This window comes from Salinicola peritrichatus, assembly GCF_003206715.1.
GTDB lineage: Bacteria > Pseudomonadota > Gammaproteobacteria > Pseudomonadales > Halomonadaceae > Salinicola > Salinicola peritrichatus.
Map to the genome: position 1 here is coordinate 1 of NZ_PZJU01000050.1, position 13947 is coordinate 13947.

The following is a 13947-nucleotide window of genomic DNA, read 5'->3' on the forward strand; positions in this document are numbered from 1 at the left end:
CAGCGTTTCCCTTGCAGGATTGCGCGATTGGCGTTGGCATCCAGCGGGTCGACGGCGATACCGTCCGGCTGAGTGGCGATCGCCTGCTCAAGAATCTGGTTCTGGATCGCCACCTGAGATTGTTGCGGCGCGCTGTAGACGATCTCGACCTCGGCCCCGCTCTGCGCCTCGATCATTCGCGCCGCCTGCTGGGCGCCGTCATTGACGCTATCGAACCAAGGCGCGACGGCCTTGGGTACGATCACGAAACGATAGTGATCCTTGCCCTCGAAGGTTTGATCCAGCGTCTGAGCATCGGCCCGTCCCGCGACCGCCGCCAGGCCGACGACCACCCCCAGGCATAACCCTTGCCAACGCCTTGCCTCCCACCACCGATATCGACCGGACATGCCACCCCCTCCCTTGCTTATCGTTGCCCCGCCAATACGGACCGATGCTTCGCCGGCCCGCCACGAAGCCTTTGTCGCGCCCTCAATCACGCCTGAAATAGCGACGCGAAATGGAATCCAACGAAATCGCGATCACCACGATGGCGCCGCTGACCATCGACTGCCAGTAGGGCGAAACGCCGAGCAGCACGATGATGTTCTCGATCACGCCGATGATCGCGGCCCCGAAGATCGCTCCCAACGGCGTTCCGATGCCACCGGTGGTGGGCACCCCGCCGATGACCGAGGCAGCAATCGGCCCGAGCACCCAGGAATCCCCGATCGAAGGCTGCGCCGAGCCCAGCCGGGCGACCATCAACATACCGGCCAGAGCGGCGAGAAAGCCGGCGAAGGCGAACACCCCGATACGCACGCGATCGGTACGGATGCCCAGCATCTGCGCCGCCGGCAGGTTACTGCCAACCGCATACATATAGCGCCCGAACGGCGTCTTTAGAGTGATGAAGCAGGCCAGCGCCAGGAACACCAGCATGACCCAGAACGGTACCGGCAAACCGAACCACTTGCCGCTGCCGAGAAAGCCGATATCGGCGGGAATGCCGGTTATCGCCACGCCCTTGGTAATGACCAGATTGAGACCACCGTAAACGCCGGCCATACCGATGGTCAGCACCAGCGACGGCAGCCGCAGCAGCGTCACCAGCAAGCCGTTGATCAGTCCGAACAGCGCACCGATTACCAGGCACAGCGCGAACGCCAGCCACGGATCGAGCCCCACTCGCACCATCAGAATGCCACCGATCACACCACAGAAGCCGCCGATGGCACCCAGCGATAGATCCAGCTCGCCAAGAATCATCAACATCGACTGGGCAATGGTGATAATGCCGATGAACGCCAGCGCCCGGGCGATGATCACCAGGTTGTAGCTGTTGAGAAAGTTCTCCGACATCAGCGAAGCGACAACCACGATGATCGCCAGTACGCTGATCACCCCGCTGAGCGGATTGCTGACCATGAAGCCCATTGCCTTACGCAGCATGCCCATCTCCTCCATGGCCATGGATGGCACCGACGAGGGCGTTGCCGCTGGCCTGCTCGATGTGGAATTCGCCACTGATCCGTCCTTCGTACATGGTGATGATGCGGTTGGCGCAACGCCTGAGTTCGTCCATCTCCGACGACACCAGAATGATCCCCACGCCACGCTCGGCCAGCGCCTTCATCAGCCGATAGATCTCCATCTTGGTGCGCAGGTCGATGCCCTTGGTCGGCTCGTCGAAGATCAACACCCGAGGGTCGCAGGCCATGGCACGGCCGATGATCGCCTTCTGCTGATTGCCGCCGGAAAGAAAAGTGATGTTCTGGTTCAACGTTGGCGTCTTGATGTCGTAATCGCGCACGATCGTTCCCACCCGTTCGCGCTCGCGCCGAGCATCGATCACACCACCGCGAGCGGTGGAGCCAAACAGCGGCATCCCGATATTGCGGCGCACGCTCTGGCCCGGAAAGATGCCGTGATACTTGCGCTCCTCGGAGAGATAGAAGAGACCGTTGCGGATCGCGTGATGGGTATCCCCGAGGCGCCATTCGCGTCCTTCGACCCGTGCCGAGCCGGCACGCGCCGGCAGGAACCCGAACAGCGTCTGCATGACTTCGGAACGGCCGGCGCCGACCAGCCCGGCAAAGCCCAGGATCTCGCCGCGACGCAAGTTAAAGGAGACATCCTCGAAGCCTTTGCCGCTCAACCCATCGACTTGCAGAATGACCTCGCCTTCGCTGCCTTCGGGTTGCAGACGCGCATCGGTCTTGATCTCCTGACCAGACATCAGCGAGATCAACTGGCGGTCGTCCAGCATCGTGGCCGGCTGAGTATCGATCAGTCGCCCGTTGCGCAACACGCTGATGGTGTCGCTGATAGCGAACATCTCGTCGAACTTATGGGAGATGAACACCACGCCGCAGCCCGAGGCCACTACGTCGCGCACCACCCGGAATACCCGCTCGACTTCGGTCTCCGTCAGCGATGAAGTCGGCTCGTCGAGAATTAGAATCTTCATCGACTCGTTGGTACAGGCGCGCGCGATCTGCAACAGCTGCTGGTCGGAGATCGAAATGTTGCGCACCTTGTCGCCCGGCCGGGCGGCGATCTTGAAACGCTCGATCCATGGCTGGGCGGCCCGCTCCAGCTTCCGACGACGGAACAGCAAGCCGCCGTGATGCGAACGCGAGAACGGCATGAACAGGTTCTCGGCCACCGTCATGTTGCCGAACAGATTGATCTCCTGCGGCACGTAAGCGATGGACTTGTGCAGATGTTGATGGTGCACAGCATCCTGGTCATCGATCATCACCCGCCCTTCGGTCGGACGCTCGGTGCCGGTCAGAATCTTGACCAGTGTCGACTTGCCGGCACCGTTCTCGCCGGCCAGCGTGTGCACCTTGCCCATTTCGATCTCGAGCACAATGTCGTCCAGCGCCTTGACGCCCGGATAGGTCTTGCTGACGTGGTCGACGTGCAGATAGGCCATGTTCCCCCCTTGCACTTACCGAACGCGGCCACCGCCGGTATCGGCGACGGCACAGACCTCGGTCGGCCCCGCCGCGCGGGGCGCGATACCGAGTGCGCGTCACTGCATGAATGTGTCGATGTTATCGGGCGTGATCATGACGTTACCGGTGTCGATGTGACCAGGCGGGATAGCGCCGGTGGCCTGCTGCCACATGTTGATCACCGACCAGTAGCCCTGCATGGTGGGACGCGAGGCGGACGAGGAGTCGGCGACGCCATCCTTGATCAGCACCAGCATCTGGTTGAGATCATCGAGCCCAACCAACTGGACCTTGCCGACCTTATCGGCTTCCTTGATCGCCTGACCAATTCCCACCGGCCCCGCCGCATCGGAAGCCACCCAGCCATCGAGATCGGGATTCGCCTGCATGATCGCCGACGCTTGCTGCTGCGCGGTGTTGATATCGTCGTTGTCGACGCCGGTGGCAACGACTTCGATACCCTCGTGGGCGTCGAATACTGCCTGGGCACAACGGGCCCGCTCGGCATGATTGGGCGCCGTGGGCACGCCCATCATGATCGCCACTTGCCCCTCGCCATCGAGCAACTCGATCAGGCGGTTGGCGGCCATCTCGGCCTGCTCGCAGAAGTCACTGCCGATGGTGGTCAAGCTCATGCCTTCGGGATTGATCGAATCGAACAGGGTGATCGGTATGCCCTGCTCCTGGGCCTCTTCGAGCACCGTGCGGTTGCCGCTGGGGTCGAGCAAGTCGACGATGATGCCGTCGGGCCGCGTGGCGATGGCACGCTCGATGATCTCGTTCTGCTCGGCGACGCTGGCGCTCTGCGGGGCCGAGTACTGGATCTCGACCTCGGAGCCGGTCTGGGCCTGGATGGCAGTCGCCGCCTGTTGCGCTCCCTGATTGACCTTGTCGAACCAGGGATGCACCACCTTCGGCACCACGACGAAACGATAGCTGTCGGCTTTTTCCGTACCCGGACCGTCAGCCGCCTGGGCTCCAGTTGCAGTCATGGTGCATGCCAATGCGCTGAATGCCAGCGCGATGCCGGCTTTGACGATTTTCATGGGATATCTCCTGAATGAAGCCTAGAGCCACCCTCATATGTAACGAACGAGATCATATGAGCAATGTATATTCAGTCCTATTTACTGTCCATGTCCTCAACGGCGCAATCTATACTTTAGTTGTTAAGAACATTAATCATTGATATATAAAGAAATAATGCATTCCGCGCAAACAAAGCCATCGATATCCCGCGCCGCTCGAGTCGTATGAAAAATGTTCAATAAATGATCATATGAAAGGCCTCGAATGACCCACCCACTTCATCAACCACATCGTGATCGAACCGGAGCCACCCGAACCACGAGCCCGAGAGCGCCAAGCGCAGCCATCCCGCACCCATAAAAAATCGCACGAGACGCCACGGCCGTGACATGTCGTGCGACCCGACACTCAAGAGCGGCATACCGCGCCGCGCAATCAGCGATGATCGCGTTCGTAAGCCTCGATACGATCCACCTTGGGCTGGGAGCGTCCGCCTGGCTCGTATTCGCTCCCCAGAAAGGTTTCGGCGATCGTCTTGGCCAGCTCGATACCGATGACCCGCGCCCCCATGGTGACGATCTGGGCGTCATTGCTCTTGCGTGCCCGCTCGGCCGAGTAGGTGTCGTGCGCCTGGGCGGCACGAATACCCGGCACCTTGTTGGCGGAGATCGCCACACCGATACCCGTTCCGCACATCAGAATGCCACGATCGTATCGGCCCTCCGCGATGGCCTGAGCCACCTCGAAGGCAACGTCCGGGTACAGGACCGGCCGCGCGTCGTGAGTGCCGAAATCCTCGATCTCATGGCCCAGCGAGCGGACATGCTCGACCAGGGCTTGCTTCATCTCGTAGGCCGCCTCGTCACACCCCAGCGCCACTCGCCACTTCTGTGCCATCGCTCACCTCCCATTCGATCCAATGGCGTCGATAGTCGACGGCGACATCATAGCCCCATGTCGCTCATATGAACAAATTGATTTCATATGCTCATTTTATTGCAGCAAAAACCGCCATCAGAGCCGTAATACCGGCCAGAGCGAATGGAAAACGGACCCAAGAATCCGTTCCAGCTCCACTGCCAGAGCTGCGCCATCGCCACCAAAGTCGCATACCCCCGCGTCATGCCGTAGTTATGATGAACACACCTTGGCGCAAAAACCAAATGCGCAACACAAGATCAAATTTTCAAACAACCGTAAGTCAGCAGCGCCGTTGCGTTCATCGCGCGGCAATTGACTCAACCTCTTTACCCAACTTCCGGGAGCGTCGGCCATGACACGTCTCTACAACGACCCTGTGAATTTCGTCGACGAAGCCACCGAAGGTTTCGTTGCGGCCCATGCGCAACGCGTCTGCCAGGTACCGGGCGGCGTCGTTCGCAGCACCCGCAGCGAGCCGGGCACCGTGGCCGTGGTCATCGGTGGCGGATCGGGACACTACCCCGCCTTCGCCGGCCTGGTCGGTCAGGGGCTGGCCCACGGCGCGGTGATGGGCAACCTGTTCGCCTCGCCTTCGGCCCAGCAGGTCTACAACGTATGCAAGGCCGCCAACAATGGTGCCGGCGTACTGCTCAGCTTCGGCAACTATGCCGGCGACGTGCTGCATTTCGGCCAGGCTCGGGAACGGCTGATTCGCGAAGGCATCCCGTGCGAGATCGTGGCGGTGGTCGATGATGTCTCCAGCGCCAGCCGCGAGGAGTTGCACAAGCGCCGCGGCATTGCCGGCGACCTGACCGTGTTCAAGGTCGCCGCCGCTGCCGCCGAAGCGGGCTACTCGCTGGAGGAGGTGGTCCGGGTGGCGCGCGCCGCCAACCTGCGCACCCGGTCGATGGGAGTGGCGTTCGACGGCTGCACTCTGCCCGGCGCCAAGGATGCACTGTTCCATGTACCGGCGGGGAAAATGGCGGTGGGACTCGGCATTCACGGCGAGCCCGGCATCAGCGAGCAGGAAGTGCCGACGGCCGACGCGCTGGCGGAACTGCTGGTATCGCATCTGCTGGAAGAGGTGCCGGACGGCGTCGGTAGCGTCGCGGGCGCCAAGGCATCGGTACTGCTCAACGGCCTGGGGTCGATCAAGTACGAAGAGCTGTTCGTGGTCTACCGCCGGGTCGATCAACTGCTCCAGGCGGCAGGTATCGAGATCGTCGAACCCGAGGTTGGCGAACTCGTCACCAGTCTCGACATGGCGGGCGCCTCGCTGACCCTGTTCTGGCTCGACGACGAGTTGGAGCGGCTGTGGAAGGCGCCCGCCGATACTCCCGCCTATCGCAAGGGCAGCCTCGATCCGGCGCCGCGGATCGACACGTCGAAGCTCGACATTCCTGACGCCGACGCGATCCCGCCGGCCAGCGAAGCGTCGATCGCCGCGGCACGCTGCCTGTATACGACATTGAGTGCTATCCGCAAGGTGATCGACGACAACGTGGAAGAACTGGGGCGCATGGATGCCATCGCCGGCGACGGCGACCACGGCATCGGCATGCAGCGCGGTGCCGTGGCGGCGGAGCTGGCCGCCGAGGACGCGGTCAGCCGCAACGCCGGTGCCGGCACCCTGCTGCGGCTGGCGGCGGAAGCCTGGGCCGATCGCGCCGGCGGGACCTCCGGTGCACTCTGGGGCGTGATGCTCAGTGCCTTGAGCCTGACACTCGGTGACGACGACGACCCCACGCCGCAGCACTACGCTCGCGGGATCGCCAAAGCCAGGCAGGACGTGATGGCGTTCGGCAAGGCCAAAGCGGGCGACAAGACGCTGGTGGACGCACTGATCCCTTTCAGCGATACGCTCGAACGGGCCGTCGCCGACAATGTCGATTTCGCCACCGCCTGGGGCAAGGCCGCCGATGCCGCGGCCACCGCCGCCGAGGCGACATCGGAGCTGAAGCCCAAACTGGGCCGCGCCCGCCCGCTGGCCGAGAAGAGCCTCGGCACGCCCGACCCCGGCGCGGTGTCGCTGTCGATGATCGTTGCCGCCGTTCACACCGTCATCGACAAATCCCGTTGAGGCCGCCATGGCGCAAGATCCTGTTCCTCCAGTTCCTGCCCGACGATCTCCGATCACCCTGGGCATCAGCTTCAAGATGTACTTCGGCTATGCCCAGACCCTGGAGTGGTGCCGGCAGATTGCGCAACGCTTGAACACGCACCCGGCCGTCGTCGACGGCCGGGTGTCGCTGTTCGTGCTGCCGAGTTTCCCGGCGATTGCCCCCGTGCTGGAGATATTTGCCGACACACCGGTCGAGGTCGGCGGCCAAAACCTGTATCAGTCGCCTAACGGAGCTTATACTGGCGAGGTGAGTGGCGCCATGCTGGCCGAAATGGGCTGCCGTTACGTCGAGGTCGGACATGCCGAGCGGCAACGGCTGTTCGGCGAGGACAGCGAGATCATCGCCGCCAAGACCCAGGTCGCCCTGGGGCACGGACTGGTGCCGGTACTCTGCGTCGGCGAGGCCCAGCGCGGCGAACCGGAGCAGGCGATCGCCGACTGCCGCGCCCAGATCGACAGCGCCCTGGGGCGAGCGACGCCAACGCAGCGCGCGCAGCCATTGGTCATCGCCTACGAACCGCACTGGGCAATCGGTGCCGCGCAGCCGGCATCGCTCCCCCACATCGCGGCGGTCTGCCAGGGGTTGCGCGAGCATTTGAACTCGCACCCCGCTGCCAGTGTCATTTATGGCGGCAGTGCCGGCCCCGACCTGTTGACTCGGCTGGCAGGACAGGTCGACGGTTTGTTTCTGGGGCGCTTCGCGCACGACCCGGCCGCGTTCGAGGCGATCGTCGATGAAGCTGCGGCGCTGGCGTCGTCACACTGATCGAGTCGCGACTCGCTCCATCATCCATTTACGACCATCATTCATTGACAACCCAGGGGATCCGAAAGCCAATGCCATCTCGTCGTCAGCTAGCCAACGCCATCCGCGCGCTCTCCATGGACGCGGTGCAGAAGGCCAAGTCCGGCCACCCCGGCGCCCCCATGGGCATGGCCGACATTGCCGAAGTGCTGTGGAACGATTACCTCAAGCATAACCCGGCCAACCCGAAGTGGGCCGACCGTGACCGCTTCGTGCTCTCCAACGGGCACGGCTCGATGCTGCTCTATTCGCTGCTGCATCTGACCGGCTACGATCTGACCCTGGAAGACCTGCAGAATTTCCGCCAGTTGCATTCGCGCACGCCGGGCCATCCGGAACTGGGTTATACCCCGGGCGTCGAGACCACCACCGGCCCGCTCGGCCAGGGCCTGGCCAACGCCGTCGGCATGGCGATCGCCGAGCGCACGCTGGCCGCCGAGTACAACCGCGCGGGCCATGAAATCATCGATCACCGCACCTGGTGCTTCGCCGGGGACGGCTGCCTGATGGAAGGCATCAGCCACGAGGTGTGCTCGCTGGCCGGCACCCAGGGCCTGGGCAAGCTCACCGTGTTCTACGATGACAACGGCATCTCCATCGACGGCGAGGTCGAGGGCTGGTTCACCGACGACACCGCCAAGCGTTTCGAAGCCTACGGCTGGCACGTGGTGCCGGACGTCGACGGCCACGATCCGGCCCAGGTCGATGCCGCCATTCAACTGGCGATTCAGAACGACGACCGCCCCAGCCTGATCATCTGCAAGACCGTCATCGGCTTCGGCTCCCCCAACAAGGCGGGCAAGGAAGAGGCCCACGGCGCGGCGCTGGGCGATGACGAGGTCGAGGCGACGCGCAAGCAACTGGGCTGGCCCCATCCGCCGTTCCATGTGCCCGACGACATCTACGCCGGTTGGGACGCCAAGGACGCGGGGAGCCAGCGCGAGAAGCAGTGGGACGAGCGCTTCGCGCGCTATGCCGAAGCCTATCCGGAGCTGGCCAAGGAACTCGAGCGTCGCTGGCGTGGCGAGCTGCCGGGCGACTTCGGCGGCGAGAAGCTGATTCAGGAAACCCAGCGCGCCGGTGACGAAACCGCCACCCGCAAGGCATCGCTGGCGGTGCTCAACGCGCTGGCGCCGACGCTGCCCGAACTGTTCGGCGGCAGCGCCGACCTGGCCCCTTCCAACCTGACCTTCTGGAAAGGCGCCAAGGCGATCTCCAAGGAAGACGTCGCCGGCACCTATCTGCACTATGGCGTGCGCGAATTCGGCATGGCCGCGATCATGAACGGCATCAGCATGCATGGCGCCTTCATTCCCTATGGCGCGACCTTCCTGACCTTCATGGAGTACATGCACAACGCCGTGCGCATGGCGGCACTGGCGCGGCGCCAGGTGATCCACGTGTTCACCCACGACTCCATCGGTCTCGGCGAGGACGGCCCGACCCACCAGCCGGTCGAGCAGCTCAATGCCCTGCGCATCACGCCGAACCTGGTGACCTGGCGCCCCTGCGACGCCACCGAAACCGCCGCCGCCTGGGTGCAGGCGTTGAAACGCAGCGCCGGCCCCAGCGCATTGGTGTTGACCCGCCAGAACTTGCCGCCGCAGGAGCGCACCACGGCGCAGCTGGCGCACATCGAGCGTGGCGGCTACGTGCTGCGTGACTGCGAAGGCACGCCGGAGCTGATTCTGATCGGCACCGGCTCCGAGGTGCAGCTGGCCATGGGCGCCGCGGAGGTGCTGGAAAAAGAAGGCCGCAAGGTGCGCGTGGTCTCCATGCCCTCGACCACGGTGTTCGACGAGCAGGACGCCGACTATCGCGAATCGGTGCTGCCGAGCGCGGTGCGCAAACGTATCGCCATCGAAGCCGCCCATGTCGACTACTGGTACAAGCATGTCGGCCTCGATGGCCGCGTGATCGGCATGACCGGCTACGGCGAATCGGCGCCGGCCAGCGATCTGTTCAAGCATTTCGGCTTCACCGTCGACAATGTCGTCGAGCAGGCGAAAGCGTATCTCGGCTGATCGCATCCAGCCATTGCACCCGACCAAAACGCCCGGTTAACGCCGGGCGTTTTGCGTGGCGCGCTCGATTCGGGCGGTACGTCTAGGGCTGGTCGTCGACCCGGGTGGCCTCGTCCAGGCGCAGGATGGTATGCGCGTTGGTCACGCTGGTGGCGAGGGTATCGATCACGCCGGTGCGCAGTGCCCCGAGTATCCCGGCGGCCTTGGTGTTCTCGCTGGCGATGGCGATCACGTCCGGAATGCGCGCCAGGTCGGTGATGGTCAGCCCGATCACCCGCCCCTGCATCGGCGTCAGCGACGGCCGCCCGTAGATGTCGATGAAGTCGTAGCCCATCATGTCGCCGACGGTACCGGAAAGCCTCGCCTCGGCGGTCTCCTGCGGGGTGAACCAGCCCATTCGCACCATGTTGCTGTTCTCGCTCAGATCGCCGATGCCGATCAGGGCGAGATCGGCGCGCCGGGCGCGGTCCAGGGTCTGGCGAATGGTGGGGTTTTCGTACATGGCGTCGCGCAGTTCGAGATTCTGCACCAGTGCCGGGGCGTAGAGGGTTTCGCTGTCGCCGCCGAACTTGATCGCCAGGCGGCGGCAGATGTGGTCCGGATTCATGTATTCCCCGGCGCGCACCGAGCCGCCGATGGCACATACGAACGAGCACTGACGCTGCCCCTGCTCGAATACGTTGTCCGCCACCGCGCCGACATTGCGCCCCATGCCGACGGCGACGATCGCCCCCTCGGTCAGATTGCGCGACAGGTGATCCGCCACCAGGCTGGCGACGTTGGAGCGCTGCACGTCGGCATCGGCGTGATCGAGGGCGATCAGAGCCCGCCTGATGCCGAAACGGCGGATCAACGCCTGCTCGATCTCGGCGCTGACCGCCGGATGCTGACGCACGCGAACGTCGACGATGCCTTCCGCCTGGGCCCGCTTGAGCAGCCGCCCGGCCTTGACGCGGGAAATACCCAGCCGGTTGGCGATCACCTCCTGGGTCTCCCCCTCGATGTAGTAGAGGGTGGCAATCTCGGTCATCAGGGCGATATCGGCGTTCTCGTTGCGCTCGTTCATGCACGCTTCCGTCTTTGTCTTAGAAATTCAGAGTCTTGAAATTCCGGCTTGGGGTCGGCTGCGGTTAACCGGCCCACGATACCACAGCCGCGACCGCGGACGGCTTCCTCGCCATCCATGAACGGCGTAGACTATGGGCGGATCGCGCTCCGGCGCGATCGGTTCTCAGGGCGGGGTGCAAGTCCCCACCGGCGGTGATGATGCCACGCGCATCCAAGCCCGCGAGCGCTTGATGGCATCGCCATCAAGGTCAGCAGATTCGGTGCGATTCCGAAGCCGACGGTGATAGTCCGGATGAAAGAGAACGGCTCCTCTTGCCGCGACGATTCGGCCAGCCTGTATGGCGCCGGTGCAACATACCGTCCATCCTTGGCAGCCGCCTCCCGCGATCCCAAGCGGACCGCAGCCCTGATTCTGGTTAACGTCACTTTCGGTTTCGACTTACGGGGAACGACCATGAATCAGTCCTATCCGCCACAACTCTCTTCCCAGACGTTGTCCCAGCGCATCGCCTTCATCCGTGCCGACTGGCATGGCGATATCGTCGGGAAATGCCACGCTGCCTTCGTCGAGACAGTCGCCGAGCGCGGCTTTGCCGCCGACCGGATCGACACCTTCACCGTCCCCGGCGTGTTCGAGATTCCGCTGCAGGCCAAGCTGCTGGCCAAGAGCGGCCGCTATGCCGCCATCGTCGCCTCGGGGTTCATCGTCGACGGCGGCATCTACCGCCACGACTTCGTCTCAACGGCAGTGATCGATGCGCTGATGGCGCTGCAACTGGAGCAGGAAGTACCGGTGATTTCCGCCGTGCTGACACCGCATCACTTCCATGAACACCAGGCCCACGCCGACTTCTTTCACCAACACTTCGTGACCAAGGGGCGCGAGGCAGCCGAGGCGTGTCTGACGACGATGGAAAACATCAATCAGGTTCGCAAGCTCAGCGCCGATTGATCGTTCGCCATCTCGACGAAAAGCGCCCACGCCATCCTCGATGGCGTGGGCGCTTTTCATAGCAGGAGCGTCAGCTTTCGACAATCGGCTGCCGGCGATTGCACACCCGCAGATAGATCGCGAAGGCCACTGAAACCGCGATCAAGGCCCACAACAACACCGCGATCGGGCTCTTGGTGAAGAAGATCGTCAGGTTGCCGTAGGACTCGATGCTCTTGACGAAGTAGACCTCCGCCGAGTTGCCGAGAATGAAGCCGATGATCAACGGCACCACCTCCAGCCCGATCTTGTGGGCGACATAGCCGAACACCCCGAAGATCAACAGCGTCCATACGTCGAACATGATGCCGTAGTTGATCGCGTAGGCGCCGACCACGCACATCATGATGATCAGCGGATAGAGGATGAACTTCGGCACCTCGATCACCTTGGCGATGTAGCGGATCGCGAAGTACATGATGCCGAACATCAGGAAGTTGGCCGCCACCAGGGCAATGATCATCAGATACCAGGTATCCATGTTGTTGCCGATGAACAGCGGCCCGACCTGAATGCCCTGCAGGGTGAAGGCGCCGATCAGGATCGCGGTGGTGGAATCCCCCGGAATCCCCAGCGACAGCAGCGGCACCAGCGCACCGCCGGTCAGCGCATTGTTGGAGGACTCCGAGGCGACGATGCCCTGGGGCGCGCCCTTGCCCATCTGTGACGAATCCCGCGAGAAGTTCTTCTCCTGGCTGTAGGCCAGTACCGAGGCGGCGCTGCCGCCGACACCCGGCAACATGCCCACGAAGGTGCCGATGCCCGAGGAGCGTACCAGGTTGATCTGTTGCCCCTTGAAGATGCCGAACGAGAACCGCGCGCCGCCCTTCAGCTTGATCGGGCCCTGGCCGGTCTCGTCCTTGAAGCCCTTCTCGGCGTCCAGCAGTACCGTGGTCAGACCGAAGATGCCGATCAGCACCGGCAGCAGCGAGAAGCCGTCGATCAGGTAATACTCCATGAAGTCGAACATCAGCCGCGGCTCGCCGTTGCCGCCGTTGGTGATCGAATAGGTGCCGATCAGACTCAGCCATACGCCGAGCACGCCGCTGAAGATCCCCATCAGCATGTTGGAGCAGAGCGAGGCGATCACCGTCAGCGCCAGCAGAATGATCAGGAACTTCTCGACGTAGGAGAACTTGATCGCGAAATCCGCCAGCACCGGCGCAAAGAAGAACAGCACGGCGGCACTGAACAGGCCACCGAAGATCGAGGCGACGATGCCGACCTTGAGCGCGCGCTCGCCCTCGCCGCGCTTGGCCATCGGGTAGCCGTCGAAGGTGGTGGTGATCGACGATGGCGTCCCCGGAATGTTGAGCAGCACCGCGGGCACCATGCCGCCGGAGATGCCGCCGACGTAGAGCCCCAGCAATAGTGCGATGCCGCTTTCGAGGCCGAGCGCATAGGTCAGCGGCAGGCATACCGCCACCGCCATGGTGGCGGTCATGCCGGGAATGGCGCCGAAGATGATACCGACCAGCGTGCCGGCGGCGATCAGCCCGAAGAACATCGGCGTGAGATGGGACAGGATATCCATGATGCGCGCCTCCGATGATCAGGGCAGGGTGATGCGGAACAACTGCGCCAGCACGTACCAGGCCAGCGTCGGAGCGATCAGCGCGTTCAGCAAGATGATGACGAACAGGCGCCGTGTCAGGTGGTCCACGTAGAGCAGCGACAGTAGCAAGATGAACACCACCGACATGATCAGAAAGCTGTAGCCGGTGTTGGGGAAGACGTCGCTCAATACGCTCATCAGGTAGAAATAGCCGGTGGTCAGCACCAGCGTGCCGAAGAAACGCTTGTGGTCGAATTCGCCCTCGCGTCCGGCCAGCACGCGCCCGGTGTGCTTCAAGGCCGGGATCACGCGGCGATAGCGCGACAACAGGATCAGCGCCAGCAGAATCACCAGCACCCAGGTGACGATACGCGGAAAGAACAGGTGCGATTGATCGAAGTTGATGGTGACATCGAACAGCGACAGCCAATGGCTCTCCATGGCGAGCGACTCCTATGCCGGTCTTCACCGGCGGGCTCATGAGTGAAGC

General features: G+C 63.2%; 12 protein-coding genes and 1 riboswitch. Of the genes, 4 read left to right on the forward strand and 8 right to left on the reverse strand.

Annotated features, from left to right (window positions below):
* The 5 genes from DOM57_RS17145 to rpiB form a co-directional block, all read right to left on the reverse strand.
* The coding region (locus DOM57_RS17145) for a substrate-binding domain-containing protein (RefSeq protein ID WP_162619576.1) at window positions 1-389 on the reverse strand (389 nt) is incomplete at its 3' end.
* A gap of 82 nt (window positions 390-471) precedes the next feature.
* Window positions 472-1431 (reverse strand): ABC transporter permease, encoded by a 960-nt coding sequence (locus DOM57_RS17150; RefSeq protein ID WP_110650410.1) that lies wholly within the window; start codon window positions 1429-1431, stop codon window positions 472-474.
* Window positions 1421-2920 (reverse strand): sugar ABC transporter ATP-binding protein, encoded by a 1500-nt coding sequence (locus tag DOM57_RS17155; RefSeq protein WP_110650411.1) that lies wholly within the window; start codon window positions 2918-2920, stop codon window positions 1421-1423. The genes DOM57_RS17150 and DOM57_RS17155 overlap by 11 nt, the downstream gene beginning before the upstream one ends.
* Before the next feature lie 99 nt (window positions 2921-3019).
* Window positions 3020-3988: a substrate-binding domain-containing protein gene (locus tag DOM57_RS17160; RefSeq protein ID WP_204353017.1), complete on the reverse strand. Its 969-nt coding sequence runs from the start codon at window positions 3986-3988 to the stop codon at window positions 3020-3022.
* 418 nt (window positions 3989-4406) lie between these two features.
* A complete protein-coding gene (gene rpiB / locus DOM57_RS17165) occupies window positions 4407-4868 on the reverse strand; it encodes a ribose 5-phosphate isomerase B (RefSeq protein ID WP_110650412.1) in 462 nt (153 codons plus the stop codon).
* Between the two features lie 376 nt (window positions 4869-5244).
* Here rpiB and DOM57_RS17170 point away from each other — a divergent pair, with 376 nt between their 5' ends.
* The 3 genes from DOM57_RS17170 to tkt all read left to right on the forward strand — a co-directional run bounded on the left by DOM57_RS17170 (window position 5245) and on the right by tkt (window position 9843).
* Entirely contained in the window at window positions 5245-6972 is a 1728-nt protein-coding gene (locus DOM57_RS17170; RefSeq protein ID WP_110650413.1) for a dihydroxyacetone kinase family protein, read from the forward strand.
* 7 nt (window positions 6973-6979) lie between these two features.
* The gene (locus DOM57_RS17175) at window positions 6980-7780 is read left to right on the forward strand and encodes a triose-phosphate isomerase family protein (RefSeq protein WP_110650414.1); all 801 of its coding nucleotides are present in this window, start codon (window positions 6980-6982) and stop codon (window positions 7778-7780) included.
* Window positions 7781-7851: 71 nt separating this feature from the next.
* Window positions 7852-9843, forward strand: a complete 1992-nt coding sequence (gene tkt / locus DOM57_RS17180) for a transketolase (protein ID WP_110650415.1) — start codon at window positions 7852-7854, stop codon at window positions 9841-9843.
* Between the two features lie 82 nt (window positions 9844-9925).
* On the opposite strand, the gene DOM57_RS17185 is transcribed toward tkt, so the two are convergent.
* Window positions 9926-10909: a sugar-binding transcriptional regulator gene (locus DOM57_RS17185; protein WP_110650416.1), complete on the reverse strand. Its 984-nt coding sequence runs from the start codon at window positions 10907-10909 to the stop codon at window positions 9926-9928.
* A gap of 157 nt (window positions 10910-11066) precedes the next feature.
* Window positions 11067-11219, forward strand: a riboswitch (FMN riboswitch).
* A gap of 146 nt (window positions 11220-11365) precedes the next feature.
* On the opposite strand from DOM57_RS17185, the gene DOM57_RS17190 reads away from it, so the two are divergent.
* Window positions 11366-11863, forward strand: coding sequence for a 6,7-dimethyl-8-ribityllumazine synthase (locus tag DOM57_RS17190; protein WP_110650417.1), 498 nt, complete (start codon window positions 11366-11368; stop codon window positions 11861-11863).
* Window positions 11864-11933: 70 nt separating this feature from the next.
* Here DOM57_RS17190 and DOM57_RS17195 read toward each other — a convergent pair whose 3' ends face one another.
* The gene (locus DOM57_RS17195; RefSeq protein WP_110650418.1) at window positions 11934-13436 is read right to left on the reverse strand and encodes a tripartite tricarboxylate transporter permease; all 1503 of its coding nucleotides are present in this window, start codon (window positions 13434-13436) and stop codon (window positions 11934-11936) included.
* An 18-nt stretch (window positions 13437-13454) separates the two neighbouring features.
* Entirely contained in the window at window positions 13455-13898 is a 444-nt protein-coding gene (locus DOM57_RS17200; protein WP_110650419.1) for a tripartite tricarboxylate transporter TctB family protein, read from the reverse strand.
* Window positions 13899-13947: the final 49 nt, after the last annotated feature.

Excerpts from the sequence above, each read along its gene's own strand:
- tkt (WP_110650415.1), top strand. The coding sequence starts at position 7,852 with ATGCCATCTCGTCGTCAGCTAGCCAACGCCATCCGCGCGCTCTCCATG.
- DOM57_RS17150 (WP_110650410.1), bottom strand. The coding sequence starts at position 1,431 with ATGCTGCGTAAGGCAATGGGCTTCATGGTCAGCAATCCGCTCAGCGGG.
- rpiB (WP_110650412.1), bottom strand. The coding sequence starts at position 4,868 with ATGGCACAGAAGTGGCGAGTGGCGCTGGGGTGTGACGAGGCGGCCTAC.
- DOM57_RS17155 (WP_110650411.1), bottom strand. The coding sequence starts at position 2,920 with ATGGCCTATCTGCACGTCGACCACGTCAGCAAGACCTATCCGGGCGTC.
- DOM57_RS17160 (WP_204353017.1), bottom strand. The coding sequence starts at position 3,988 with ATGAAAATCGTCAAAGCCGGCATCGCGCTGGCATTCAGCGCATTGGCA.
- DOM57_RS17175 (WP_110650414.1), top strand. The coding sequence starts at position 6,980 with ATGGCGCAAGATCCTGTTCCTCCAGTTCCTGCCCGACGATCTCCGATC.
- DOM57_RS17170 (WP_110650413.1), top strand. The coding sequence starts at position 5,245 with ATGACACGTCTCTACAACGACCCTGTGAATTTCGTCGACGAAGCCACC.
- DOM57_RS17185 (WP_110650416.1), bottom strand. The coding sequence starts at position 10,909 with ATGAACGAGCGCAACGAGAACGCCGATATCGCCCTGATGACCGAGATT.
- DOM57_RS17195 (WP_110650418.1), bottom strand. The coding sequence starts at position 13,436 with ATGGATATCCTGTCCCATCTCACGCCGATGTTCTTCGGGCTGATCGCC.
- DOM57_RS17200 (WP_110650419.1), bottom strand. The coding sequence starts at position 13,898 with ATGGAGAGCCATTGGCTGTCGCTGTTCGATGTCACCATCAACTTCGAT.
- DOM57_RS17190 (WP_110650417.1), top strand. The coding sequence starts at position 11,366 with ATGAATCAGTCCTATCCGCCACAACTCTCTTCCCAGACGTTGTCCCAG.